At 58.5% G+C, this 25,925-nt stretch carries 24 protein-coding genes, 1 other RNA gene and 1 riboswitch; of the genes, 7 read left to right on the forward strand and 18 right to left on the reverse strand.

The window, feature by feature from the left end; all coding sequences use genetic code 11:
• Positions 1–104 precede the first annotated feature (104 nt).
• Positions 105–1,856 (reverse strand): DNA polymerase III subunit gamma/tau, encoded by a 1,752-nt coding sequence (locus tag ACRZ9X_RS09120; protein ID WP_480518012.1) that lies wholly within the window; start codon positions 1,854–1,856, stop codon positions 105–107.
• A 163-nt stretch (positions 1,857–2,019) separates the two neighbouring features.
• Here ACRZ9X_RS09120 and ACRZ9X_RS09125 point away from each other — a divergent pair, with 163 nt between their 5' ends.
• Complete coding sequence (locus tag ACRZ9X_RS09125; RefSeq protein ID WP_480518014.1) at positions 2,020–2,523, forward strand: protein-tyrosine phosphatase family protein; 504 nt, start codon at positions 2,020–2,022, stop codon at positions 2,521–2,523.
• 2 nt (positions 2,524–2,525) lie between these two features.
• Here the strand turns inward: ACRZ9X_RS09125 and ACRZ9X_RS09130 are convergent, their stop codons facing one another.
• Positions 2,526–3,059, reverse strand: a complete 534-nt coding sequence (locus ACRZ9X_RS09130) for a hypothetical protein (protein WP_480518016.1) — start codon at positions 3,057–3,059, stop codon at positions 2,526–2,528.
• Positions 3,017–3,238: riboswitch (cobalamin riboswitch) on the reverse strand. (Overlaps the previous gene by 43 nt.)
• Before the next feature lie 163 nt (positions 3,239–3,401).
• Here ACRZ9X_RS09130 and ACRZ9X_RS09135 point away from each other — a divergent pair.
• Entirely contained in the window at positions 3,402–4,265 is an 864-nt protein-coding gene (locus ACRZ9X_RS09135; protein WP_480518018.1) for an alpha/beta hydrolase family protein, read from the forward strand.
• Positions 4,266–4,293: 28 nt separating this feature from the next.
• Here ACRZ9X_RS09135 and rsgA read toward each other — a convergent pair whose 3' ends face one another.
• From rsgA to ACRZ9X_RS09150, 3 genes are all read right to left on the reverse strand, one after another.
• Positions 4,294–5,322, reverse strand: coding sequence for a ribosome small subunit-dependent GTPase A (gene rsgA, locus ACRZ9X_RS09140; protein WP_480518020.1), 1,029 nt, complete (start codon positions 5,320–5,322; stop codon positions 4,294–4,296).
• A gap of 157 nt (positions 5,323–5,479) precedes the next feature.
• An RNA gene (gene ffs / locus ACRZ9X_RS09145) (signal recognition particle sRNA small type) lies at positions 5,480–5,578 on the reverse strand.
• Positions 5,579–5,617: 39 nt separating this feature from the next.
• On the reverse strand, positions 5,618–7,492 hold the full coding sequence (locus tag ACRZ9X_RS09150; RefSeq protein ID WP_480518022.1) for a bifunctional 2',3'-cyclic-nucleotide 2'-phosphodiesterase/3'-nucleotidase: 1,875 nt from the start codon (positions 7,490–7,492) through the stop codon (positions 5,618–5,620).
• A gap of 177 nt (positions 7,493–7,669) precedes the next feature.
• Between ACRZ9X_RS09150 and nudC the strand changes: the two genes are divergently transcribed.
• The 3 genes from nudC to ACRZ9X_RS09165 are packed head-to-tail and all read left to right on the forward strand — an operon-like array spanning position 7,670 to position 9,737.
• On the forward strand, positions 7,670–8,653 hold the full coding sequence (gene nudC, locus ACRZ9X_RS09155; RefSeq protein WP_480518024.1) for an NAD(+) diphosphatase: 984 nt from the start codon (positions 7,670–7,672) through the stop codon (positions 8,651–8,653).
• Between the two features lie 39 nt (positions 8,654–8,692).
• Positions 8,693–9,160 carry an SRPBCC family protein gene (locus ACRZ9X_RS09160; protein WP_480518026.1) on the forward strand — a complete coding sequence of 156 codons (468 nt, stop codon included), beginning with the start codon at positions 8,693–8,695 and terminating at the stop codon, positions 9,158–9,160.
• 31 nt (positions 9,161–9,191) lie between these two features.
• Complete coding sequence (locus ACRZ9X_RS09165) at positions 9,192–9,737, forward strand: chloramphenicol phosphotransferase CPT family protein (RefSeq protein WP_480518028.1); 546 nt, start codon at positions 9,192–9,194, stop codon at positions 9,735–9,737.
• Here ACRZ9X_RS09165 and ACRZ9X_RS09170 read toward each other — a convergent pair.
• Complete coding sequence (locus tag ACRZ9X_RS09170; RefSeq protein WP_480518030.1) at positions 9,734–10,567, reverse strand: prephenate dehydratase; 834 nt, start codon at positions 10,565–10,567, stop codon at positions 9,734–9,736. The genes ACRZ9X_RS09165 and ACRZ9X_RS09170 overlap by 4 nt on opposite strands.
• A gap of 119 nt (positions 10,568–10,686) precedes the next feature.
• On the opposite strand from ACRZ9X_RS09170, the gene ACRZ9X_RS09175 reads away from it, so the two are divergent.
• Both ACRZ9X_RS09175 and ACRZ9X_RS09180 read left to right on the forward strand, forming a co-directional pair.
• On the forward strand, positions 10,687–11,196 hold the full coding sequence (locus tag ACRZ9X_RS09175) for a c-type cytochrome (RefSeq protein ID WP_480518625.1): 510 nt from the start codon (positions 10,687–10,689) through the stop codon (positions 11,194–11,196).
• 82 nt (positions 11,197–11,278) lie between these two features.
• Entirely contained in the window at positions 11,279–12,190 is a 912-nt protein-coding gene (locus tag ACRZ9X_RS09180; protein WP_480518032.1) for a hypothetical protein, read from the forward strand.
• Between the two features lie 285 nt (positions 12,191–12,475).
• Here the strand turns inward: ACRZ9X_RS09180 and ACRZ9X_RS09185 are convergent, their stop codons facing one another.
• From ACRZ9X_RS09185 to dctP, 12 genes are all read right to left on the reverse strand, one after another.
• Positions 12,476–12,757 (reverse strand): HlyU family transcriptional regulator, encoded by a 282-nt coding sequence (locus ACRZ9X_RS09185; protein ID WP_480518034.1) that lies wholly within the window; start codon positions 12,755–12,757, stop codon positions 12,476–12,478.
• A 263-nt stretch (positions 12,758–13,020) separates the two neighbouring features.
• A complete protein-coding gene (locus tag ACRZ9X_RS09190; protein WP_480518036.1) occupies positions 13,021–14,802 on the reverse strand; it encodes a thiamine pyrophosphate-binding protein in 1,782 nt (593 codons plus the stop codon).
• Positions 14,802–16,211, reverse strand: coding sequence for an aldehyde dehydrogenase family protein (locus tag ACRZ9X_RS09195; protein WP_480518038.1), 1,410 nt, complete (start codon positions 16,209–16,211; stop codon positions 14,802–14,804). Before ACRZ9X_RS09195 ends, ACRZ9X_RS09190 begins: the two co-directional genes overlap by 1 nt.
• The gene (locus tag ACRZ9X_RS09200; protein WP_480518040.1) at positions 16,192–17,106 is read right to left on the reverse strand and encodes a sugar phosphate isomerase/epimerase family protein; all 915 of its coding nucleotides are present in this window, start codon (positions 17,104–17,106) and stop codon (positions 16,192–16,194) included. The genes ACRZ9X_RS09195 and ACRZ9X_RS09200 overlap by 20 nt, the downstream gene beginning before the upstream one ends.
• 154 nt (positions 17,107–17,260) lie before the next feature.
• The gene (locus tag ACRZ9X_RS09205) at positions 17,261–18,451 is read right to left on the reverse strand and encodes a Gfo/Idh/MocA family protein (protein WP_480518042.1); all 1,191 of its coding nucleotides are present in this window, start codon (positions 18,449–18,451) and stop codon (positions 17,261–17,263) included.
• A complete protein-coding gene (locus ACRZ9X_RS09210; RefSeq protein ID WP_480518044.1) occupies positions 18,444–19,118 on the reverse strand; it encodes a hypothetical protein in 675 nt (224 codons plus the stop codon). Before ACRZ9X_RS09210 ends, ACRZ9X_RS09205 begins: the two co-directional genes overlap by 8 nt.
• A complete protein-coding gene (locus ACRZ9X_RS09215) occupies positions 19,108–20,298 on the reverse strand; it encodes a Gfo/Idh/MocA family protein (protein ID WP_480518046.1) in 1,191 nt (396 codons plus the stop codon). The genes ACRZ9X_RS09210 and ACRZ9X_RS09215 overlap by 11 nt, the downstream gene beginning before the upstream one ends.
• Positions 20,285–21,112, reverse strand: coding sequence for a citryl-CoA lyase (locus ACRZ9X_RS09220; RefSeq protein ID WP_480518048.1), 828 nt, complete (start codon positions 21,110–21,112; stop codon positions 20,285–20,287). Before ACRZ9X_RS09220 ends, ACRZ9X_RS09215 begins: the two co-directional genes overlap by 14 nt.
• Positions 21,109–23,001: a bifunctional sugar phosphate isomerase/epimerase/4-hydroxyphenylpyruvate dioxygenase family protein gene (locus tag ACRZ9X_RS09225; RefSeq protein WP_480518050.1), complete on the reverse strand. Its 1,893-nt coding sequence runs from the start codon at positions 22,999–23,001 to the stop codon at positions 21,109–21,111. Before ACRZ9X_RS09225 ends, ACRZ9X_RS09220 begins: the two co-directional genes overlap by 4 nt.
• The gene (locus ACRZ9X_RS09230; protein WP_074736095.1) at positions 23,001–24,296 is read right to left on the reverse strand and encodes a TRAP transporter large permease; all 1,296 of its coding nucleotides are present in this window, start codon (positions 24,294–24,296) and stop codon (positions 23,001–23,003) included. The genes ACRZ9X_RS09225 and ACRZ9X_RS09230 overlap by 1 nt, the downstream gene beginning before the upstream one ends.
• Positions 24,293–24,868, reverse strand: coding sequence for a TRAP transporter small permease (locus tag ACRZ9X_RS09235; protein WP_480518052.1), 576 nt, complete (start codon positions 24,866–24,868; stop codon positions 24,293–24,295). Before ACRZ9X_RS09235 ends, ACRZ9X_RS09230 begins: the two co-directional genes overlap by 4 nt.
• Positions 24,869–24,898: 30 nt before the next feature.
• Complete coding sequence (gene dctP / locus ACRZ9X_RS09240; RefSeq protein WP_480518627.1) at positions 24,899–25,906, reverse strand: TRAP transporter substrate-binding protein DctP; 1,008 nt, start codon at positions 25,904–25,906, stop codon at positions 24,899–24,901.
• Positions 25,907–25,925: the final 19 nt, after the last annotated feature.

Here is a 25,925-nt window from a genome sequence, read left to right on the forward strand (position 1 = left end):
AGCGCGGGCTTTGCCCGCGCTGCCGGGCCCAAGGCCGCTTAGGGGTATCGGCGCAGCCGATGGCCCGTGGCGGGCGCGGGAGCGTTCCGGGGATCGGAGCGGCGTCAGTCTTCCTCGAACGGGTCCCATTCGTCTTCGACCTCGGGCAGGGCTTCAGTTTCGACCTGTGCCGCGCGTTGTTCGGGGGTTTCTATGCTTTTGATCCGGGCCTTGGGGAAATGCATCAGGACAGCCTGAACCAATGGGTGTTTCTCGGCCTCAGCCTTGATCGCCAGATCGGCAGCATCGCGCAGTTCGGCGATGGTTGCAGCCTCTCCGTTGGTCACGATCGTGACGGCCCAGCGGTTTCCGGTCCAGCGTTGCAATGCTGTGCCCAAACGTGCGGCAAGGTCCGTTGGCGCGGAATCGGTTGGGGTGAACTCAATTCGTCCTGGCTGGTATGAGACCAGCCGAACACTGTTTTCGACCTCGACCAGCAGTTTCACATCCCGGTTGGTCCGGATGAGTTCGACCACATGCTCAAAGTTGGGGTAGCGGGCCAGAGCCGTCTGCACATCCTGGGCCAATGCGGTGGTCGGGGCGCCTGCCCCGCCGCGCGCGGGCGGAGCATAGGCCGTGGCCACCGGGGCCTGCGCGGTATGCGACGGTGCGGGCAGGCCGCGTCCGGGTCCGCCATTGGGCGGCGGCGGGGGGGTATCCTGCAGCCGTTTTATCAGCTCTTCCGGGCTGGGCAGGTCGGCCACATGGGTCAGGCGGATCACGGCCATTTCGGCGGCCATCATGGCGTTGGGGGCCGCCGAGACCTCTTCGAGCGCTTTCAGCAGCATCTGCCACATGCGGGTCAGAACGCGCATCGGCAGCGCCTCGGCCATTTGCTGGCCACGGGCGCGTTCGTCGGGTGAAACGGTCGGGTCTTCGGCAGCGTCGGGTGTGATTTTCACCACCGACACCCAATGGGTGATCTCGGCAAGGTCGCGCAGCACGGCGAGCGGATCGGCCCCTTCAGCGTATTGGGCGCTGAGTTCGGTCAGGGCCCCCGCCGCGTCGCCGCGCAGGATCATGTCGATCAGGTCCAGCACGCGGCCCCGGTCGGCCAGACCCAGCATGGCACGCACCTGATCGGCGCTGGTCTCGCCCGCGCCGTGGCTGATCGCCTGATCCAGCAGCGAGGTTGCATCGCGGGCCGAGCCTTCAGCGGCCCGTGTGATCAGCGCCAGCGCATCTTCGGCGATCTGAGCGCTTTCGGCATCGGCGATCTTGCGCAGCAGGCCGATCATGTCTTCGGGCTCGATCCGGCGCAGGTCGAAGCGCTGGCAGCGGGACAGGACCGTGACCGGGACCTTGCGAATCTCGGTGGTGGCAAAGATGAACTTTACATGCTCGGGCGGTTCCTCAAGCGTCTTGAGCAGCGCGTTGAAAGCGCTGGTCGAGAGCATGTGGACCTCGTCGATGATGTAGATCTTGTAGCGGGCCGAGGCGGCGCGATAGCGGACGCTGTCGATGATCTCGCGGATATCGTTCACGCCGGTGCGGCTGGCGGCGTCCATCTCCATTACATCGACATGGCGGCCTTCCATGATGGCCACGCAGTGTTCGCACTGGCCACAAGGCTCGGTGGTCGGTTTGCTTTCGCCGTCGGGACCGATGCAGTTCATGCCCTTGGCGATGATCCGGGCGGTGGTAGTTTTGCCGGTGCCGCGGATGCCGGTCATGATGAAGGCCTGCGCGATCCGGTCGGCCTCGAACGCGTTTTTCAGGGTGCGCACCATGGCGTCCTGGCCGACCAGATCGGCAAAGGTTTCCGGGCGGTATTTTCGGGCGAGAACCTGATAGGCGGGGCTGGGCGTGTGGGTCATGTCTGCTTTCGCGGATTCGAGTTCTGCCGCAGCGTAGAGGCCGCTGCTGTCCGCGTCCACATCCGCAGCGCAGGAAATTTCTTTGGATTGTGGTGGCGGGGCGATAAAGTCGATTGCAGGTTTTCAAGGGTGGTTTTTTTGTGTGTTTTGAAAGGGTCGGCAAATGACTCAGCTGGTGGTTTACGCTCTGCAAGTGGGCGGAGGGACGCTTGCGCTGACCTCGATGCCGGGGCGTGGCGGGGATTACGCCGGAGATCTTGAGCTGATTGCGGCCTGGAAGCCGGGGCTTGTTATCTCAATGACCACCGAAGTCGAGATGCTGCAGGATGGTGCAAGGTATTTTGGCAGCGACATTCAGGGGCGTGCCAGCCGGTGGGCGCATTTGCCGGTTGAGGATTTTGGGGCACCCGGACCCAATGTCACCGCGGCCTGGCCCGAAGTCGGCTTAGCAGTTCGGCATTCTCTTGCCGGTGGCGGTCGGGTGCTGGTGCATTGCCGAGGCGGATGCGGGCGGTCCGGGATGATTGTGTTGCGGGTTATGGTGGAATGCGGCGAACACCCGGACGCCGCATTGGCGCGATTGCGCAAGGTACGCCCTTGCGCGGTCGAGACGGATGCGCAGATGGCGTGGGCGCGAGCGTCCGCGAATATCCGGGCTCAAAGCTGACCTCAGGCGTGGGCGCCTTCAAACTGCTGATCGGCAATCTCGGAGGTTAGCGTCAGTGCCTCGATCATCGCGCAGGGCGGTGTGGCTGCGCGTATCGAAGGCAGGCCAGTGCAGTCGTCGCCAAACATCATGTCAGCATAGACATCCAGCGTTTCGATCTCGGCATCCGCTGTGGCCCCGCAAAAGATACGGACCTCGTCGGGGTTTGCCCGGAACCGCGCGGTACATCCGTCCGCGCAATGGGTCAATTCGCTGCTGCCTTCGACCTGAAATGTCTCATGCGTTACGGGGTGCGCGGTTGCCATGGCCCGTGTCAGGCCGCGTGCCATGCGGGCAAGTGCCGGGCACGGTTGGCCGGTGACTTGGCATACGGTTGCCGAGAATGTGTGTGTTTTGGTCTTCCAGATCATATATGCGCCCTCCGCGCTGGACGAAGGGTGGAAGACAGGTGTGACAGCAAGCTGACGACCCGCCCGGACACCCCGCCCGAGTTTCGGTTTTTGTTCAGATGGCAGGTCTCCTGACTTGCGGGTCATTGCTTTGCCGGCCTTCCCAACCTTTCGGTCAGTGGCATTCCGGCATCGCTCTCCGCTTACAGTTGCGGGGGCAGTCGCGGCCTTGGTTCGACCCGAGCGTCGTCGGGTAGAACCGCACCGTGTTCCCTTTTCATTTCGACCTCGGACAAGGTGCGAAAACCATCGGTTCATGGCTAGCGGCGGCGCAACATCCGAGTCAAGCGGAATACGACAAAATCGCATGTGTACGGCGACCACGATGCCTGGACAATCCGGTGACGTCGGGTCTGTCTTGACATGAAGCTGTATGAAAGGGCGTATTGAGGGGTGAACCGAATAGTTCAGTTGCGTCCGGAGGGTCGAATGTTGGACGACCAGCACGCCGTTTTGATCGAAGACATACAGTTTCCATCCGGTCCGGCGCGTTTGTCCGGTCGGTTGTATCTGCCTGCTTCCGAGCCCGAAACCGTTGTTGTTATGAACAGTGCAACCGGCGTGCCACGGGATTATTATCAGCATTTCGCGCATTGGCTGGCGGCGGAACAAGGGATGGCCTGTCTGACCTATGACTACAGGGACTTTGGACAATCGTTGACCGGGCACCTTAGGGAGTCTCGGGTGACAATGGCGGATTGGGCGCTGGTGGATATGCCTGCAGCACGCGCAGAGATGCATCGACGGTTCCCCGGGGCGGCTTTGTGGACCATAGGTCATTCCGTGGGCGGTATGCTGGGACCGGTTCAGCCGGATATCGAAGCGATCGACCGGATGATTTGCGTCTGTGCTGGCATGGTCACATTGGCAGATCACCCTTGGCCCTATCGCGCATTGGCGGGTTTGTTCTGGTACGGACACGTCCCTTTGGCGGTAAGAACATTGGGATACCTGCCGGGTAAGGCGCTGGGCTTTGGGTCTGACCTGCCTGCGCGGGTCTATTGGCAATGGCGTAAGTGGTGCACCTCGCCCGTCAGTTATCTTCCCGATATCGATGGGGCCCTTCCCGCGGCCACATGGGATGAGGCCGGAGGATCTGTCGATCTGTTTGCCTTTGAAGACGATCAGATGGTGCCCCCAGACGCGGTTTGGAGGCTGGCGGAGCTTTATGGCCTCAAGGCGCGGCGGCACCTTCTGAAACCGGCGGCTTTCGGCCTGCCCGGAATCGGGCATATCGGCGTGTTTGCGCGTCGCAACGCAGCGGTTTGGCCCAGCCTGATCCGGCAGAGTTAAGGCACCGGCGAACCGGTGCCCCAGTTGATCAGGTCCGCCGCTGCGATTTCTTGTCCTGCATGACGGATCGCACCATCTTGCCGAACGCCTTGTCCCGCGCCCTCGATTGCGCAACGGTTTCCGAATTGCGCTGATCCTCACGCCGCAATTTGCGCCAGCGGGCAACCCGCTCCGGATCCAACTCTTCGGATTCGATGGCGGCCAAAACCGCACATCCCGGTTCGGTAAGATGCCGGCAATCGGCGAACCGGCAGCCAAGGGCCAGATCGGTGATGTCCGAAAAGACTTCGTCCACCCCGTCCTGCGCATCCAATAGCCGCAAGGCGCGCATTCCCGGCGTGTCGATCAGCCAGCCACCATTGATCATCCGGTTCAGAGACCGCGCGGTTGTTGTGTGCCGCCCGCGTGCGTCGTCTTCGCGGATGCCCGCTGTGGCCGCGTTGTGCCCGGTCATCCCGTTGGCCAGGGTTGTCTTGCCGACACCAGAAGAGCCAACCAAAGCCGAGGTCTGACCTTCCAGGCACCACGACAGCACCTGATCTACATCCGTAGGGTCCAACGCGTTGAGCGTCAGCACAGTCACAAACGGACCTAGCTTTTGAGCCTGATCGGAAAACGTCCGGGGGTCCGGGCATTCATCAGCCTTGGTCAGGACGATCACCGGATAGCTCCCGGCCTGATGCGCCAACGCCAGATAGCGCTCTAGCCGAGGCAGGCTGAAGTCGGCATTGCATGAGCTGACAATGAACAGCACATCGACATTGGCTGCGATCAATTGCTGGGCAGCACCCGTTCCGGCCGCGCGACGTTGCAGAATGCTGCGACGGTCCAGAACCTGGTGAACACGACCCTGCGTATCCGCCAGCACCCAGTCCCCAACCGCAAAATCGCCGGTTGGTCGAGCGGGGGTGATCAAAGGTATCTCACCCTCGGGTGTCAGTCCGATAAGGTGGTCGCGGTGCACAGCGGAAATTCGGTGCGGCACCAGAGAAGGATTTGCCGCAAGTTGCCCGGCAAAGAAAGAGGACCATCCGAGGTCCGAAAGAGAATTGGACATTGTTCTGCCTGTCATCAGGTACAACGATTCCAACAGATGGCGCACGCGCATCCGTCAGAGGTGTGCTCAGGCAGTCGGTGATGTCAGAGGTTCAGAACCGATCCGCCCGAGGGGCTTTTGAAACAATCATAAAAGCCCTCCTGCGGCTGGTGGTTACAAGTGAGAGGTTGGACATCGACCCAAGCGGGGCTCGTTGTGGCTGCTTCCTTCCGGACCTGACCAGGTTGGCGAGGCGCTCGCCCGCGCCAACCTCTCAAACGCTGATATAAGTCCGCAAAATAAAAATGGCAACCCGTCAGAGTGTCAGCTCCACCTGCAGAAAGCCATCAGCGTTCAGGCCAAGAGGCTGCGGATCATAGGTCTGTATTTCGTCCAGATAGGCATGAGCTTCGGGGCAGGTGAGCGCCATCGCTTGCTGGCCGTGTGCCGGGGCAAAAGTGAAAGGGTGCGGCGCGTCCGCCAGCGGGTCTGTGGGCAACCGCCCGGCAACATAAGCGCACAATATGTCGTGAATCCGCAAGGTGGGCAGAGGGATAGGCGTGATCTGATCGACCCACGGGAAATTCCCTCCGCCGTTCAGGCGATAGTCATTTGATGCGATGATGAACTCTTGCCGGGGGTCGACGGGAACTTTGCCAAAACGCAAATCCCGAATTCTGGAGCTTTTCGGATCAATGACCCTTCCCGTCTCGTCAAACCGCGCTGACGCGGACAGGTCGATCTGGTAGGTCACCCCGTGCAAGACGTCCAAGTTGTGACCGGTGCGTTGGGGGTCGGCCAGCATTCGGGCTGGTCCGTCAGACAGACGGTTGTAAATCCCGGCTGACATGTCCAGCCAGTCTTTGATCTGCGCGCCCGAGACCACTGCCGCCCTTATTTCGTTGGGAAAAACATGCAGGTCAGCGATGTGGCGGACGGAAATTTCGCCTGCTGGAACATGCGTATAGTAGCCTGGCCCCGCGCGCCCTCCGAATTTCGCGGGGGCGGCGGCAGAGAGGATGGGGATGCCTTCAAAAGCGGTGCCGGCGAGAATGGGGCGCAGGGCCGCGGCTTGCGCGGCGGCGATCAAAGCCAAACAGCGATCCGGCGCGAAAAAAGAGAAAAAACTATGCAATGGCTGCGACAGTTGCCCAACGGGCTTCGCCACGCGTTTGCGGGTTTTTTCGTGCCCCGGAGTGAACAAGCGTAGCATTTCGGGATCTTCGGCGACGGAATCCCCGGCCTTGACAATTGGTCGCGCCTCGGTCCGGCTGTGGGTGATTTGCCAGGTGTTGGATGAATTCCGGACCAACTCCAGATCGATGATACCCAGATGAGAGCCGGCCCAGCCCTGCATCACCACGGGTGTGCCGTGGACCCGGCCCTGTTTCGCGTCGACATGGGGCAGGCCAGCATGTGCAGCACCGGGCAGCGTCAGGTGTGTATGCCCCGCAATGATTACATCAATCTGGGCGATTTTGGCCATCGGAATCACCGCGTTTTCCATTCCCGGACGAGGGTCCGCCTGGGCCAGACCGGAATGGGCAAGGGCGATGACCAGATCGCATCCTTCATGTCGCAGTTCGGTTGCAACCTCCTGCGCTATTTCGAGCATGTCGCCCACGTCCAGACGACCTTCAATGCGGCGTGCCTCCCATCGTGTGGTCTGAGGGGGAATCACAGAAAACACACCGATCCGGATCGGAACATCGCGACCTGAAAACGATAGGGCGCGCTGCAAGACAACCTTGCGCAGAAGGAACGACTTGCCTGTCAAAGCTCGGACATTGCTACCCAGCGCAGGACAAGGGCTGTGCGCCAGAATCGCCTTCAAAGTATCGATACCAAATGCAAAATCGTGGTTCCCCAATCCGATTGCATCATAACCCAACGCGGCAAACGCCTTGGGCAGCGGATGCTCGCCCGGCGGTTGCTCTGCGGCCCAATCGCCAAGCGGAGTGCCCTGAAATGCATCCCCGTTGTCGAACAGCAGGACCTGCGCACCATTTGCAGTCGCCTCAGACCGCGCGGAATGTATTAACGTTGCTGTTCGGGACAGACCGACACCCGGGTCGGGCCGATCGGCGTAATAGTCAAACCCGGTCAGATTCATGTGAAGGTCGGAGGTGGCCAGAATCCGGACGCGCGCGCGCGGAACCTGTTTCTGAGAGGGCGGTGGGGAGGGCTTCAAGTCTTCTACTTTTGGCTGTGTAAGTAACTGAATGTTCACTAAGCGGTAGATTTAGTGCAAATTCCGAGGCAATGCTGCGGTCATTCGGCGGCGCACGAAAATTTTTTCTGGCGAAATGCCGTTGCACCACAGCCGCCGACATGGCAGCCCTTTCAGGCGGCAGGCAGGGATCATGGAATGAAACGCGCAGAACAGGTGACCTTTGGCGGCTCGGGTCTGGATCGGGCCGCGCAGATACGCGCCGATGCAGACGCGTTGACCCAAGCCATGACCGACCAGGCTGCTCGGTGTCTTTTGCTGTGGCGCGGCAAGTTGCTGGTCGAGGGTGAGGCGCTGGATCGGCTGGCCATGGTCTCGATGTCGCACCCGCTGCTGCAAAGCGGCCCCGGCGGCATGATCGAAAGCCCGGTCCTGCTTGGCTTGTCCAATGATCGTGCGCCGGTCTTTGCGATGGATATCTCGAATTGGGCGGCGGAGGGGTTGGACCTGACCGGTGTCGGAGATTTTGTCGACCGCAGCACACAGCAGCACCCGGATCTGCCGGACGGTCAGGTCTTTGCCGAACTGCGCCGGATCATGACGCATCTGACGCCCCGCGATGCCGAATTGGCGGCAACCGCCAAGGCGATTGTCGGCTGGCACGAGACGCATAAATTCTGCGCCCGCTGTGGGGCGGCCAGCCAGATGTCGCAGGCCGGGTGGCAGCGCGGCTGCCCGTCTTGCGGTGGCCAGCATTTCCCGCGCACAGACCCGGTGGTGATCATGCTGATCACCCATGGCAATTCGGTCCTGATGGGCCGCTCGCCCGGATGGCCCGAAGGCATGTACTCATTGCTGGCGGGATTTGTGGAGCCGGGTGAAACGCTTGAGGCCGCAGTGCGTCGCGAGGTAATGGAAGAGGCCGGCGTGCCTGTCGGAGAGGTACAGTATCTCTCCAGTCAGCCCTGGCCCTTTCCCGCTTCGCTGATGTTCGGCTGTGCAGGCGAAGCGCTGTCGCGCGATATCCGAATTGACCCGGTCGAAATTGAAGACGCAATGTGGGTCAGCCGATCCGAGATGATGCAGGCCTTTGCCGGAGAACATCCGACCCTGATGCCCGCCCGTAAAGGCGCGATTGCGCATTTTCTGTTGCAAAGCTGGCTTGCCGATACGTTGGATTAAAGGCAAACCGCCACGTGAGAGGGCCGAGAAGACGCAAAAATGCAGTTTGTAGCGCACGAAGATATCGAAGCACCGATCGGCACGGTATTTGACATGGTCGCCGATTTTGATCGGTTTGAACGGATGGCCATGCAGCGCGGAGTTGAGGTTCGCCGTTTGAACGCGCAGGCCACACCTCAACCTGGTATGACCTGGGAAACTCAACTCAATATCCGCAACAAACCGCGTCAGATCACGATTGTCATGACGGAATTCGATCAACCATCGCTGTTGCAGTTCGAGTCCAGCAGCAAAGGTATGAGCGGCAACACGGCCATCGAGTTTCTTGCTTTGTCGCAACGCCGTACACGGCTGAGCGTCCAGATGTCGCTGGCGGCAAAAACCCTGCCCGCGCGGTTGCTGCTCCAGTCGCTGAAACTGGGACAGGCCCGATTCCGGCGACAGTTCCAGTCCCGCTTGAGCGACTTTGCCCGCGAGTTGGAAGAGCGGCATTTGCACGGGTTCTAGTCTCGCGCTCGTCTGGGCATAGGGGGGCTGCATGAGTCACATCATTTTTCTCCACGGCGCATCCAGTAGCGGAAAGACAACTCTGGCGGTTCACCTGCAAAATACAATTGATCAGCCGTTCTGGCATATTTCAATTGATCATCTGCGTGATTCCGGTGTTCTGCCTGTGGAACGGTTCAATAGTGGAGAATTTGTGTGGCAGTCCCAACGGGAGGCCGTGTTCGATGGCTTTCATCATTCGTTGGCTGCCTATGCCAACGCCGGGAATAATCTGATTCTTGAACATATTCTGGATACGAACGGGTGGGTGGAAACCCTGAAGCGGCAACTTGCCGGCCACGACGTTCTGTTTGTCGGCGTACAATGTCCGCTGGACGTTCTGGTTGAAAGAGAGAAAACCAGATCAAACCGACAACAGGGAAGCGCCGCGCGTGATTTCCACACGATTCACGTTGGCAGGACTTACGACCTCGAAATCGACACAACCAAAGATATCGAAGCAAACGCCGCATCCGTAATTGCGGCGTGGCGCGGCGGCAAGCGAAGGTCCGAGTTCAGTATACCCGAACTGCTCTAGCCGCGCGGTTGGGCCGCTGGGTAGACGCCGAGGATTTCGACATTTGTGGTGAAATGCTCCAACTCGTCCATGGCCAGTCGGACGTTTTCGTCGTCCGGGTGGCCCACAATGTCCGCATAGAATTGCGTCGCGGTAAAGGACCCGTCCACCATATAGCTTTCCAGCTTGGTCATGTTGACGCCGTTGGTCGCAAAGCCGCCCATCGCCTTATAAAGCGCCGCCGGGATGTTGCGCACCTGAAAGACAAAGCTGGTGATCATGCCATGGGTGCCGCGGCGTGACATGTTGGCCGCACGGGACATCACCAGAAAGCGGGTGGTGTTGTTGTCCCGGTCTTCGATATGGCGGGCCAGCACATTCAGGCCGTAAATCTCGCCCGCCAGTTCGCTGGCCAGGGCCGCTGAATGCACCTCACCCTGTTCTGAGACTTCGCGGGCCGCGCGGGCGTTATCTGGGCTGACGCGGCCACGAATGCCGTGCTCCTTCAAGAACCCTGCGCATTGAGGCAACAGGACCAGATGGGAATGCGCCTCTGTGACATCAGCCAGACTGGCCCCGTGAACACCCAGTAGGTTGATATGCACACGCACGAAGGCTTCGTCGATGATGTGTAACCCGCTATGCGGCAGCAGCCGGTGAATGTCAGCCACCCGGCCATAGGTCGTGTTTTCAACCGGCAACATCGCCAGATCCGCATCGCCGGACCGAACCGATTCGATGACGTCTTCGAAGGTGCGGCAGGGCAGGGCCTCCATATCGGGGCGGGCGTTGCGGCAGGCCTCGTGGCTGTAGGCGCCGGGTTCTCCCTGAAATGCGATACGATTGGTCATTTGGTCGATTCCGTGCAACAAGTTCGTGGATTGGGCGTTTAGTCGCGGTGTCTATACCTTGCCTCTTGTCAGGGGAAGCCTTAGACACCCCGCAGACAGCTGAAATGGACTCGCGATCAATGTTCGACACGATGACAGTTACCAAGGCCGCAGCAGGCCTGTTTGGCACCTTCCTGGTGCTGCTTCTGGCCAAGTGGGGCGCAGAGGCTCTTTACCATGTTGATGGGCATGGCGAGACGGCCTCGTACATCATCGAAACCGACAGCGCTGGCGAAAGCGCCGACGGCGAAGAAGTGGTCTTTGAAGACCTGCTCGCCGCTGCTGACCCCGAAAAGGGTGCGCGCGTGTTCCGCAAATGCTCGGCCTGCCACAAGCTGGAAGATGGCGCAAACGGCACCGGTCCTTACCTGTATGGTGTGGTTGATCGCCCGGTCGCATCGGCCAGCGGCTTCGGCGGGTATTCCCCAGCAATGCAAGCCCATGGCGGCAATTGGACGCCCGAGGCGCTGGACGCGTTCCTGACCAAGCCGCGTGATTACATCTCGGGCACCACCATGAGCTTTGCAGGCCTCAACAAGCCGCAGGAGCGTGCAGATCTGATTGCCTATCTGCAGACCATCGGCAACTGACCTTTCCTGATCCGGGATTTCTTGAAAAGCCGCTGTTTCGAACAGCGGCTTTTTTTGCGGATGTCGCCCAGGGCACGCAACCTTGCATCAATTGCGCAATCACGCCTGTACCGCTTTGAGAATCTGTGATTCAACAAATACCAAAAGATCTGAGGCTGATCCGAATATGGCTAATGCGAGCTTTCTGCTGTCTACCGGGCGAACTTCCACCCAGAACATTGCATCGATTGCAGCCCGATCTCATCCAGATGCAATTGTCGAACATGAAAGTTTGGGACCGGACTTTTTTTCCAGACGCGTGTTTCGACGACCGCAAAAACTGCCAGGCGCACTGGGAAGAAACATACCCCTGCAGCGGAAACTGATAGAAATTGAGGATGCGATTGCCGGCGGTGTTTCTTATCTGGACGCGGGCTGGCCGTCTTATGCATGGCTGCCTTACCTGGCGGATCGTTTCAAGGGGTCTTTCAGATTTGCGCACCTGGTTCGAAATCCGTTCCATGTGGCGGCCTCCCTGACGACGCACGGCCTGTTTTCGCCCGAGATCAGGCGGGGGAAGCCCTTTGAACGCCGGGCTATGATCCACATCGGCGATTCCAATCTGCACTACAGCGAAATTGCAGAACGCGGGCAAGGGTTCAGCCCTTTCGAACGAAACCTGTTCCATTGGCTGGAGCTGAACCGGTTCGTGCTGGAACAGCACAACAGACAGGGTTTCATAGGGCTTTTTCGCTTTGAAGACTTGTACAAAAGTGGCGAGAAGGACGTCACAACCCTTTTGGATGCACTTTTGGGTCCGACAGTTTATGACCTGAACGCTCCGCCGGTTGACAATATCCGGTTCACGCTGCCCTCGCCAATAACGCCTCCGAACGGGCAACTGGTTGAGGCCGTTACAGACCTGGCTCGGCAACTCGGCTATTCTGAACACGATCTGACGGCGGCCGCAGACGTAGATATGCTAAACAAGCGCTATGGCGAGCAACGTCTCTAGCGGGGTCATCATCAATGGGCACCCAGAATGTGCAGGCCAATTCACGATCAGCGATCCGATCCATCGTCAGACCCGGCGTAACCTTAGAATTCAGAAGGCCTGAGTAAAACGCTCGGAGAACACGCGAGGGGGGTGGGAGCATTGAACCTCAAAATCTCGTTGGTGCCAGAACGCATCCACAGGTTATTTCTGTGACATCGGTGGAATTTACCCCGTTTTGCGTCCGTAGTTCATGCGAACTAAGCCATTCACACGGTACCTGCCGATTACACAGCGGGCTTCAAGCTACCGGTTTTCTGAGCCGAAAAGGCGTGCGCCCTGCTCGTCAATCACCTGCTTCGCCTTTGCGATGCTGAAACTTTCAGCCTGATCCCGGCTTTCAAAGACATCCGCCCTGATCACCGTATGGGTCTTGCGATCTCCGTCTATGATCTTCTCGATACGGGCCAATAGGCGGTATTTACCGCCCTCGGGCATCAGGTCTGGGAAAATCTCGAACCCTTTGTACGAAACCGGCTCCGGCTCAGACTTTCCGCTGGCACCGAATAGTTTAGAAAAGAGGGACATTGGGCGGCTCCTTTCAGCATTGCCAGGACCGGAGACTAGCGCCGCTTAAGTCAGGCGTGAAGCTACTCCTGTTATCAAATCACTGATCGTCAATCTTATGGTACGCTCTGTTCGTGGTCTCCAACGTCCCGATCGACAGCGAAAACCGATTTCTCCGCCCCAATCTCACATTTGCGGATCGGCCCTGAAGCTGTTGATATTTTCTCGAATACGGATGTGCATTGGCACAAGCAACTGGGCGCGTCTGAACGCGCCCAGTTTCGTCAAGTCGCGACGTGAGATACCTCTTTGTCCGGCGAGTATATGTCCAAGATGTTCCAATGTCCGGTCGTTGGGGTTGGGTTATTGATCATTGGCACATCAAGCACGGTTGCCTTGCCACTGGCGATTGCCGCTTCCAGTGCAGGCAACAGTTCGTCGGCAGCGCTGAGTCTGTGCCCTTCCGCGCCGTAGGCTCGCGCTATGTCGGCATAGCCCGGTCCGTTTGCGGGTGCGGCGGCTGATCCGGGGAACGTGGTTCCATAGGTCAGACCGTAATGCGCTTTTTGAAGGCCGGCGATCGTTCCGAAGGCGTTGTTGTTCATAACCAGCCAGATGATGCCCAGATCAAGCTCGACCGCTGTCGCCAACATTGACGGGTTTTGACCAAACCCACCATCGCCAACGAGGCTAAGCACCACGCGATCCGGGGCTGCCAGTTTCGCGCCGATCGCGCCCGGAGGGCCAAAACCCATCGTCGCGAACCCGCCCGGGGTCAGTATTGAACCGGGTGTTAGGATATCGAATTGCTGTCCGACGCCGTTCTTGTTCCATCCCACATCCGTAGTGATAATGGCATCCTCGGGCAGTGCCTTGCGGGTATCTGCCAGAATACGCTCGGGCATCATTGGAAAGGCCGATGAGGTCGCCATTTCCACGTTGCGCGCTTTGAAGTCCGTCCGGAAGTCAGCGATCTTCTGTTCCAGCGCGGGGCGTTTGAAGCCCTCAGGATACATCTCGCGGGCGACCCGGTTGAGGACGCGCAAAGCGGCCTTGGCGTCCGCAACGACGCCGACCTCAGTGGGATAATTACGGCCGATTTCCTGCGGTTCGATGTCGATATGGATGACCTTCGAACCGGGAATGTTGAACGTATAGCCGGGATACCAACTGGAACAATCTGCCTCTTTGAACCGTGTTCCCACGGCGAAGATGTAGTCGGCGTCAAGGCAGGATTGGTTGACCAGTTCTGTGCCCCAAAAGCCAGTCATTCCCAGAACAAGCGGATGGTCGTCCCGCAGCGCGCCCTTGCCCATCAGGGAATGCGCGACGGGCAGTCCCATATGTTCAACGAATGCATGCAATTCCTCACTGGCTTGCGCCAGCAGGATGCCGCCGCCGACATAAGCGACAGGGTTTTCGGCTTTAGCCAACGCTTCGACAATCTCTCCCGCTGTCTCGTCGTCAATCGACGGTTTCTTGAGCGCGCGCGTGTTGTCGCGAATACGGTCGAAACTGTCCGAGGGGATCACCTCGGAGAAGATGTCCATGGGGACGTTGACCAGTACCGGCCCGGGCTGGCCACTTTCAGCGAGATGAAACGCCTTTTCCAGAATTTCGGCCATCAGGTCTGCCCGGTCGACCCGCCAGGCGCGTTTTACGAAGGGACGATAGATCTCCCACTGGGCGGCGTCTGCATGCAGGTTCACTTCCTGATGAGGATGTTTGCCGTAGTAGTGCGTAGGAATATCGCCCGCGATCACGACCATCGGGATACAGTCCAGTGCGGCGTTGGCGACCCCAGTGGCGCAGTTTGTCAAACCTGGGGAGAGGTGAGACAAGACCACCGAGGCCTTGACCGTCACGCGGGCATAAGCGTCCGCCGCATGGCTGGCTATTTGTTCGTGCCGTACGGTGACGAAATCGATGGGACTTTCCGCCAGCGCAGCCAGAACCGCAATGTTCGTGTGCCCGCACAGGCCGAAAACGTGCTTGACCTCACGGCGTTCGAGAAAGTCAACGATATGTTCGGCAACGGTTTTGCCGTCCAGTTTCGCTCCGTCCATCACGCGACCTCCTGTCCGTAGAACTCACCGAACAAGTCCGCCTCCGAGGGGCGATCCTCGGGGATTGGACGGCTGACCCAAGTGTAGTTCATCATATGTTTCATGGTGACGTTTTCATTGGTGATGTTGCCGCCCCAGATGCCGCAGCCCAGGCTGCTGGTCATGGGCATGCCATTGGTCCAGGCACCCGCATTGGCCTTGGATTGAGGCTGACGCACCATCATACGGCTGACCGGAGCCAGACGCGCCAACCGATCGATGTGATCGTCATTGTGGCTGTAGATGCCGCAGGAATGGCCCTTGCCCCCCGTGTTGTATATCTGGCTGACTGTTTCCAGCGCATCATCGAACGTGTCGAAGTGATAAAGCGCCATCAACGTGGTCAGTTTTTCCTTGGAGAACTTGTGCTGCGGGCCGATTTGCCCCTGATTTTCAACCATCAGAAACTTGCGATCTTCGGGGATGCTAAAACCGGCGACCTTGGCCGTTTGCTGCGGCGGACAGGCGATGGTCGGAAACGTACGGTTTCCCTTTTCATCCCACATGGCCGCTTCGAGCATGGCCTTCTCTTCATCCGAACACAGGTAGCCGCCCTCGGCTTGAAGCGCCTTGACCATATCGTCGTAAACTGAGCGCTGGATGATGATGTTGCCGTCGGCCGAGCAGCCCGACCCAAAGTCGGAGGTCTTTGAAATGCGAGTGTTCTGCGCGGCGATGTCCAGATCGGCGGTTTCATCGATGACGATGGACGAATTGCCCGCGCCGACACCATAGGCCGGGCGCCCAGAACTGTAGGCCGCTTTGACCATCGGCTTGCCACCCGTTGCCAAAGTCAGGTCGCAGATCTCCATCAGATGTTGCGTCAACGGGATCGACGGTTTGCGAATGGATTGAAACAAGTCCTCGGGGGCACCGGCAGCACGACAAGCTGCACGCATGACCTCGACCATTTCAAAGGTAGTATAGGCGGTTCGCGGGTGCGGACTGAAGATGACCGCATTCCGGGCGTTTGCGGCGGACACGCCGGTCACCGGTGGCGTCATCGCAGGGTTGGTCATGGGAATCAAGGAGGCGATCACACCAGCAGGTTTGGCGTATTTCACGAGCCCCTTTTCTTCGTCGACTTCGACGATCCCCGTCGAGGGCGTGCGCAGTACATCACGCAGCACCATGTGAATCTTAAATCGCTTCGCAGGGCGCCCTTCGCGATCTCCGATACCGCTTTCGTCCACGCCTTGCTGGGCCAGACGCGTGAAGGTTTTCTCATTGCCCGCATACCACGCTATGGCCTGAGACAGGCGGTCCAGCCTGTCCTGATCCCAATCCTCGATTTCGGCCATGGCAGCGCGGGCGCGCGCCAGCATATCGGCCGCCATATTACGGTCGTTTTCAGTGAGCTCTTTGCCCATGATGATCCTCTTGGTGTTTTAGAATGGCTGCATCGGGCATACGGCGCTGTGACCGCGCCTCGCCGAATGTTTGCTTGGCGTGGCTGAGACAGCGACGCGCGTGTTCTTCATATCCCAACTCGGCAACGCGGCTTTGGTTGGGCAGTTCAATAGAATAGTCGACGGGCGGCATCCGTTCGATGATGCCGGTGAAATCGATCCAACCTTCGCCAGGATAGAGCCGCGCATCGCGCGCTAGCTGGATCATGCCCTCGCGCGTATCAGCGATGCCGGGTAGGCAATCGGAGATATGCAGGAAATGGAACAGGTCCGAAGGGACGTGCAAAAGCTCTCCCAGATCGACACGGCTGAGATGCAGGTAGAGCGTATCGACCAGAATACCGCCATTCGGCTGATCAGAGGCGCGGACAATATCCAGCGCCTCATCCAGAGTGCGCAAGCGGGAGAAGCTTGGGAACTCAAGGTCCACCGTCAGTCCATAGGGTGCTGCCAGTTCGCAGGTCTCAGAATAGACGTCGATCAGAAAGTCACGATCATCGCGGGTATTGGTCCACGCGCTCATGATCATACGTTTGGCGCCCAGTTCTCCGCCGATCTCCAGTGACGGCTCAAAACTGCGCGGATCGACATCTTCGGTGATACGCGCAAGCTCGACATCCAGGACTTTCAAGCCGGTGGTGGAAAGAGCCGTCTTGGTGGCCTGCACCTGCGCCTTGTCGATCGGGGATTGGGTGAATTCGCCGGGCACATGCATCGGAATGAACCGAGGGCTGACGGCACCGTAACCGGCCCGCGCGGCGATATAGACCAGCTCGGGCGGCGTACAGCCGATCAGCGTCAGATGCGCCAAGGAATAGAGAGAGGGGCTTGTGCCAGCCTCTTCGGGTTTCACCATGAACGACAGCTCCACGTGTCTGCGAATCTAAAATTCATCACACGTAGTAAAAAATATCTGATATTTTTTAAAATATCAACTTTTAATACTGGGCAGGAAATGAAAATGCCCGGGCAATAGCCCGGGCGTGTTTTACATTCGTGTTGGCAGGGCCTTAGAGAGTGACCCAGTTCCCTCCGGACTGGTGAGAGCGCACTGAGGCGTCAATAAACCGGACGCCATCTGCCCCTTGTTCGACACTGGGATAAGTAAGCCAATCGGCCGGAACAGTAACGCCATCCCGACGCGCAGCTACAGCCATAGCAAATTCCGTATAGAGGTTGGCCCACGCTTCGATAATCCCTTCAGGGAAGCCACGCGCGGTACGGATCAGACGTTCTGCGCCGGGTCCGATACCATGCCCGTGACCTCGGCTGATGGTACGATCCGGCTCACCGAACCGATTGAACTTCAGCTGTTCCGAATTCTCCAGGTCCCACTCGAGGCCTCCTTCGTTCCCGAATATCCGCAACCGCAACCCACCCCGATTTCCGGGAGCAAGGCGCGTCGCCATCAGGGTGCCCGGAACTTCATTTTGGTAACGGGTGAACATGAAAACTGTGTCTTCCAAAGGCTTTGGCGCGCCGCAAACATGGAATTCAGCCCGCAGATCGGTCATCGGCAGACCCGAGACAAAACTGGCGAGATGCGCGGCATGGGTGCCGATATCGCCGACGCAACTAGTCGGGCCAGAAATCTTTGGGTCCAGCCGCCATTTGACATGGGGCGCATCAGCCACATCATCGGGCGTCATCCAGTCTTGCATGAACTCGACGTGGATTTGGTTGATTTTACCGATGCCGCCTTCCGCCACGATTTGTTTGGCCTGACGGATTACTGGAAAACACGACATCGCATAGCCGACAGCAAAGATGTTTCCCGTGCGCGCGGTGATCTCTTCAAGCCCCTCGGCCTCGGCAACTTCGTTAGTCAGGGGTTTGTCGCACAGTACATCAATGCCTGCCTCCAGAAACGTTTTGGCAGCTTCAAAATGAACGTGGTTCGGAGTAGTGATCATGACGGCATCAACGCCATCCGGGAGTGCCGCCTCGGCCGGCGCCATCTCCTCGAACGACGCGTAGCACCGGTCGGCCGGCAGGAACCACTCGGCCCCGCGCGCTTTGCTGCGCTCCGCATCTGAACTGAGCGCGCCTGCGGCGACCTCCCACCGGTCGGCCATCCGCGCGGCCGTTGCCTGCGTGACAGAGATACGTCCGCCGCCAACGACGCCCAGCCTCAAACGACGAGACAAACGGGGGAAAGGTCCGTCAAAGTTCAGGTCTTCGGAAAAAAGTCTCTCAGCCATTCTGAATCTCCATTTCCGGGACCCGTGCGCCCTCGGGCAGCATTTCCACCGCCATGAAGATGCTGGGGGTAATCGTCTCGTATTGATGCCAGGGATAGTTGCCTTCAGCGTCATACATCGGCTTGTGCGTCGTGCCGGGGGCCATGAATTCTTCGAGGTAAAGGGTTTCAACGTCCCGTTCGCGGCATTGCTGCATTTTGCCAAAGCCTACGATTTGCGTATGCACTTCGCGAAACCCCGGTACCGGGCAGAACGGATGATCCTTGTGCAATCCGACATTCAGCGGCACCGAGCCCGAGTGGTACATGGTCAGTCCAACGTTACCCACGAAGACCTTCGGCGACATGTAGTGGCTGACACCGCGCAGACGCTCCTCTTGGCGAACATCAAAAGCAGATGGCCATGTATCTTTCACCCATGCAAACAACTCGTTGTCATCGGCATGGGCGTCGAAATCGCGGACAATGACTGCACGTTCCACGCCGCTAAGCGTGCTGTCTTGCACGATCACGGAGGAAAGCGGCGCAATGATCTGATCCTCGACACAGAGATTTCGCCCCCCAAGGTTAAGGACGATGGCGCGACCCTCGATAGAAATTCTGCGCTCGTCAGTTATGTGCTGGACGCGAAAGAATGGCTGAGCAAAGTCGAGTGTCTCAATCGGCATGAACCAATTCCTTCCTCTCATCATTCAGGAAATCGACCGGTAAAGGCTCGGGTGCCGCGCAACGGCTTTCTATCGTCTGATAGGCGCCGAATTTCGGTGCCCGTTCAATCGCGTCCATGACTTCGAAAACGTGATAGGCCAACGCTCCACTTGCACGGGGTTGGCGTCCTTCTTGCGCCGCCAGGGCCAGATCCAAAAGGCCGAGCCCGCGGCTGTCTTCATTAAACCCATGTTTGTTCTCGACCACCTGCCAGTCTTCGCGACCGGTTGGACGAGGCTGATGAGACCAACGCGAGGTCTCCCGCGTTTTCAGCCAGACATCCCCTTGAAAGATATTGGCACCATGAACCGGGTCAGGGTCAGGGATGCTGATGGTTCCGTTTTCACCATAGATCTCGAACCGCGGAGTTTCGCTGTCCCAGACGTCGAAGCTCATGGTCATCGACCCTATAGCTCCGGATGAGAACTGAAGCAGGCTTAGGGAGTGCGTGTCCACCTCGACATCCATCCATTCACCGTTGCGAGGGCCATTTTCGATCATCCTTTTGTCGAACGTGCGCCGAGCCATTCCGGCAACCCGGTCAACGGGACCAAGGCAGCAGATCATGGCGGTCAGGTAGTACGGCCCAAGGTCCAGCAAGGGCCCTCCGCCCGCCTTATAGTAGAAATCCGGGTTGGGATGGTGGCGCTCCGTCCCGTGGGTCCCGACATGGGCAAAAACCCCTGTGGGTTTGCCAATGGCACCCTCGTCGATCAAGCGCCGAACGGTCTGCCAGCGACCGCCCAGAAATGTGTCGGGCGCGCAACCGACCAGTAACCCTTTTTCAGAGGCTGTGTGCAGAATCGCCTTACCATCCGTTCGATCCATAACCAGTGGCTTTTCGGAATAGACGTGTTTCCCCGCCTCCAGCGCGCGCAGGCTGATTTCGGCATGCGCCGCCGGAATTGTCAGGTTCAGAACGCAGTCAATCGTCGGATCGTCAAACACTTCATCTGGCGTGCAGGCCTTGGCGACACCGTATTGATCCGCTTTGGCGCGACTTTCCGAAGGATCAAGGCTTGCGCAAGCCACGACCTCGACGCTCGAAAATTTGGATAGTGTTATTAGATAGATATCGCTGATACGACCACAGCCGATAAGGCCGACCCGGAAGGATTTCGATGTCTCACGTATCATCATTCCTGTCTTCGTAGAGGGGTAAGTAATTCGGGGGCATCGGCCCTTTGTTCCGCCCACCCTGGTTCATCTGTTCCCATGCGTGGGCGAGTATTCCGACCGAGCGGGACAGGCAGAACAACCCTCGCGACAAGGGCGCAGGAAAGCCAAGCTCGCAGAAGACCACTGCTGTCGCGCCGTCAATATTCATAGCAATTGGCAGACCGCCGCGTTGACGACCGAGTTCGGCTTGAACCTCTTCCCCGATATCAGCAAAGCGATCCGATACAGTGTCTTCTGCCGCCGCATCACGAACAAGTTGCATCAATCGAGGCGCACGTGGGTCGACGGGTTTGTGGAACCTGTGACCAAAGCCCGAGACGATCTTGCCGTAAGTTTCGCGCCAGTTGTTCAGACCGTCCCGAACCGCATCGTTCAACGATGCGCCAGCATCCAGCCGGGCCGAAATATCATAGTACAGCTCTGCGCACTGCTCTCCTGCCCCGCCATGCACGTCGCCCAGCATGTTCACCGCAGTCGCCATCGCATTATTGAGACCTACCCCGCAGGTGGCGGCCATACGCGCTGCCGCGATTGAGGGAGCCTGTGGGCCGTGATCCACGCCTGCGACCAAAGCAGCTTCGAACAGGCGCGCTTGGGCGTCGCTGGGCAGATCGCCCCGCACCATCATCCAGATCATCTGCGGGAAAGATACGCTCCCGATCAGATCCTCTATGGCGTTGCCGCGAAAAGCGATCTGTCCGGGTTTCATGTCGATGATGGAGGTACGCCACCACTGGCGAACGGCGCGCTCATCGTCTGTCATCTGCGCGGTCATTGCGTCTGCACCTCTTTCACCGGCTGGGTTTTGCTTTGCGCAGCAAGGCGAATGGGTGCATTGCGCGCGCCATAACCGGCATAGCCCATACGGCGTTCAACGATTTCGAAGAAGAAGCCGTTAAAGATGGGGCGGCTGTATATCTGAAAATACTCGGCACCTGCTGCCCGATCGTAGAGAATGTTGCCCCGGCGCAGTTGGGCGATCAGGTCGTCTTCCAATCCGAAAGTCGCTTGCAGATCAGCGTAGTAGTTCTCCGGGATGGACAGGCTGGGAAAGTCGGACTTGAGCAACTGGGCTGAGGTTTCAAAAATATCATCCGACTGGAAGGCAATGTGCTGAACACCAGCCCCAAAGCCATCTTCAAGGAATGACGCTGCCAGAGTTCGGCGCCCAACCGCCCCGTTCAGGTTCAGGCGCACTTCGCCTTCGGGGCTTTCGATAGCCTGGCTTTGCACGACACCGGACGGGTCGGCAACGTTCACGATTGGCGACTTCGCCATCTCGAAAGTCGAAATGTAGTAGAGCAACCAGCTTTGCATCTCATCGTGACGCATCGTCTGTGCCAGATGATCGATGCGACGCAGACCGGCAGGTTGGGTCGCTTTGGTCTTGGCGACTGGCTCAAACTCGATGTCCCAAACCCGATGGAGATCGGATTTCTCATCGATGAAATGAACGACGTTGCCGCCAACGCCCCGAATGGCCGGGATATCCAGTTCCCCTGTTCCCACCGGTTGTGAGAAATCCGGCGCGCCCAACGCGGTCGCCCGCTGAACCGTCTGATCCGCATCTTTGACACGCAACCCCATGTCACAAACGGAGGGACCGTGACCCAGCAACGCCGAATGGGCAAAACCTTCCTTTTCGGTATTCACAACGATGTTTATCGCGCCCTGCCGCCACAGCTCGACTGACTTGGATACGTGTTTTCGCTCCATTCGAAAGCACATTGCTGACAGCATGTCTGCCAGCTGCGCGCCGCTTGTTTCGTCGGCTGTAAATTCGACGAACTCAAAGCCTGACGCATAGACGCGTTCCGGCAGGTCCGGGATGCCGAAATCGGTTCCCGGCTCGGTCCGGGATACCTCATCCAGGAGGTTCACCAGCGACCTGTAGCTGTCTCGGGCCAGTGTTCGGCCACCGGGTTGAGGAGCTGCTTCATTGACACGCGCAATTGACCAAGGCCCCTTGTACCCAGCGCGGGACAACACCCGTACAAAGCCCGAAAGGTTAAGCGACCCAAGCCCCGGCAGAAGCCCAAAGTGTCGTTTGAGCCTGCGAATATCCATCTCAAGTCGCGGTGCATCGGACAGTTGCACATGAAACAGCCGCTCTCCGGGAGTGTCCCTAAGACGGGCTGGTTTGGACCCGTCGGCAAGCGAGAAGAAGGAATTCAAGGCCAACCCCAAATGAGGGCTGTCGATTGTTTCAACGACTCCTAACGCCTGCTCATCCGAGTGAATAAGATTCGACCACGGCAAGCCCATATAGGCCAGACGCGACCCCATCTCTTTCGCGATCTTGGCCGCCTCGCCAAGATCTGCGATGACCTGTTCTTCGCTGGCAGCGGCATCAACCTCGAAAGCGGACCCGATAAGCAGCAATTCCGTTCCCAACTCGCTCATCAGGTCGAGTTTACGCTTCAGCCGATCAAAGGCGCGCTCCCGTCCGCTGCCGGACTGGCCTTCAAGGTTATGGAAGGGTTGTAGCAAGCAAATCTTCAGGCCGAGATCTGATGCAATTTTCCGAATTTGCGAGGGCGGCCCGTCAAAAGCGGTCAAATCCGGCTCGTGTAGTTCGACACCTCCGAACCCCGCGTCAGCGATAGCACTCAGTTTGTCGGCCAGATCACCGGGGATCGACGTTGTCGAAACCGAGAGGCACATTATCCCTGATATCCAAACATACGCGGCAACCACAGGACCAGATCCGGCATCAGCATCATGATCACCAAGGCGAAGATGAGAACCGCGAGGAAGGCCCAGATTTCGGAGATGATTTCGCGCAGCGGAATGTCCGTCACGGCGTTGATCACAAAGAGTAGAATGCCATAGGGCGGCGTGATCAGACCGATCATCGAGTTCACGACGACCAACACTCCGAAATGCACCAGATCAATCCCGAGCGCTTCGCAGGTCGGGATGAACAGGGGCACGATCACCAGAATGATCGTTGTTGCGTCCAATACGCATCCCAGTGCGAGGATCAGCAGGTTAACCAGGATCAGGAACACAATCGGGCTGACATCCGAACCTTCCAGCAAGGCTGAGATCGACTGCGGGATCTGTTCCTGAATGACGATGAAGTTCAGTATGAACGCGCCACCAATGACCACCCCGACCGCTGCGGAAGAGCGCGCACTGTCGACGAACACTTGATAGAGGCCACGGAAGGTCAGCGCGCGGTAGAACAACGCTGCCAATAGCAGAGCGTAGAATGCAGCCACGGCGGCAGCCTCTGTCGGAGTGGTGACGCCGCCATATATGCCGTACAGCAGGATTGCGGGCATCAGCAGTGCCGGAAACGCGTTGGCGGTTTTTGCGGGCAATTCGCGCAGCGGAACAGGTTCTTCCAATGCAAAGTTCCGCTTGCCGGCCAGATAGTAGTTCATCGCCATGAGGACGACGCCCATGATCAGGCCCGGCAAAATACCGGCCAGGAACAGCGACCCGATAGAGGCTTTCGACACAAGCGCATAGAGGACCATCGGGATCGAGGGCGGGATGATCGGGCCGATCGTCGCGGATGCCGCCGTGATCGCCGCCGCATAGCCTCGGCTATAGCGACCATCTTTGGTCATCATCTCAATGATGATCTTTCCAATCCCCGCGGCATCCGCGACAGCCGAACCGGACATACCGGAAAAGATCAGAGACGCCACAACATTGACGTGCCCAAGGCCGCCCTTGAAACGCCCGACCGCCGCGACGCAGAAGTTCAGCAAGCGGTCGGTGATTGACCCTGCGTTCATGATATTGGCAGCGACGATGAACAAAGGCACGGCAAGCAGGATCGTGCTTTTGTAGAAACCTTGCAGGATTTTTTCGCCCGCCAGCGCAACGTCCAGACCTGCGACACCCAGATACATCAGTGACGCCAAAAGGATGGAATAGCCGATAGGTGTCCCGATGCCTGCCAAAACAAAGAGCGTCAGCAGGCAGGAAAGAAGTTCAAAGCTCATTTGCTTGCGTCCTCGTCGTCTTCGCCGTCAACGCGGGGGTGATCGTCGACCACGTTAAATCCCACGACCATTTCAAGTTCGGTTTTAGGTGGGCCGTTGCGCATGATGTCGAAGAACAGCCAGCCATACCGCGCAGCGACGACCAGCATGAACACGGCATAGATCGAGAACACGGTGCGCAGCGGTATCTTCTCGCCCGAGAACGGGTTGCGAACCGTCGCGGTCTTGCGGATTTTCATCCAGTCGATGTAGTCCCACGTCGGCAGGAAACTGTAGAGCATCCCGACCACAATCGCCGCGGCGGCCAGCATCGCAAAGACCTGACGCACGCGCATCGGCACCGAAAGGTAGATGATATCGAACTTCACGTGATCTCTCTCGCGCACGATGAAGGCGCAGCTAAAAAAGATCACCCAGACCCAGAGGATGCCGATGAGTTCAAGCGTCCAGCCAGCGGGGGTAAAGAAGTACCGCAGAAGAATTTGGAGAAGGAAGATCAGGAAGATCGCCGCCAGCATCCCGCCGGCAATCGCTTCGGTCAGTCGGGAGAACCCCTTTATGAAGCTTTTCATCGTGGTTCTCCCTCCCGTCTTCAGATGAGCTTAGTTGCCCAGAGCGTTGATCTGCTCCAGAACACCGTCCGGCCATGATCCGGCGAACTCGCTTTCCAGATACATCGACTGTACCTGATCGCGGAACGCCGCCAGGTCGGGCTCGTAGACCTCCATGCCCTGCTCCTTGAGGAAGCTGACAAGGTCCTCTTCTTTCTGAAGCTGCTTTTGCCGGCCGGATTCGGCTGCCGCATCCGCAGCTTCCTGAACCTTGGCCTGCTGTTCCGGTGTCAGCCCGTCCCAAACCTCTTTGCCGATGGCGATATAGTTTAGGTCCACCAGATGTGACGTCAGAACGATCTGGTTGGTCACTTCGTAGAACTTTGCGTCCACAACGGTCGGTAGCGGGTTGTCCTGACCGTCAACCGCACCGGTCGACAAAGCGGTGTAAACTTCCGAGAACGCCATCGGGGTCGGCGCGGCACCCAGCGCTTTACCAAGGAACTGCCATGCATCGGTGCCCGGCATCCGCAGGTTCACACCTTCCAGATCAGCCGGAGTGCTGACGGTCAGTTCATCCTTGGGCTGGCGCAGGTTCACCTGACGACGGCCCAGATACATGACCGACAGCAGTTTCACGCCCAGTTCTTCTTCGGCCTTTTGCTTGAAGGCATCCATCAAGGGATCATTGAAGACTGCCACCTGATGCGCGGCATCCTGATGGACATAGCCTGCAGTAAAGATCGAAAACTCGGGGAAGAACTGCGCCAGTTCCTGAGCTGAGGTGATCGACATTTCCAGGTTGCCCCGGCTGATCGCGTCCAACTCAGTGCCTTGGGCAAAGATGGTTCCGTTATAACTGGGCTCATAACTTGCGAAATCGGCGACCATCGGCGCGAAAACCTCGGCCATAGCGACCGAGCGCTGGTCAGTCTCTGACCCGGATGTTGCGAGGCGAAGTTGCACTTTGTCTGCCGCCAGCGCTCCGCTTGTTGCGGTAATCAGGACACCGGTTGCGATCAGGGCTGATACAGCAGCCCGACGGGTTAGATAGGTAATCACTTTGTTCCTCCCTGAA

The sequence above is a fragment of the Ruegeria sp. AL1 genome (assembly GCF_056540905.1).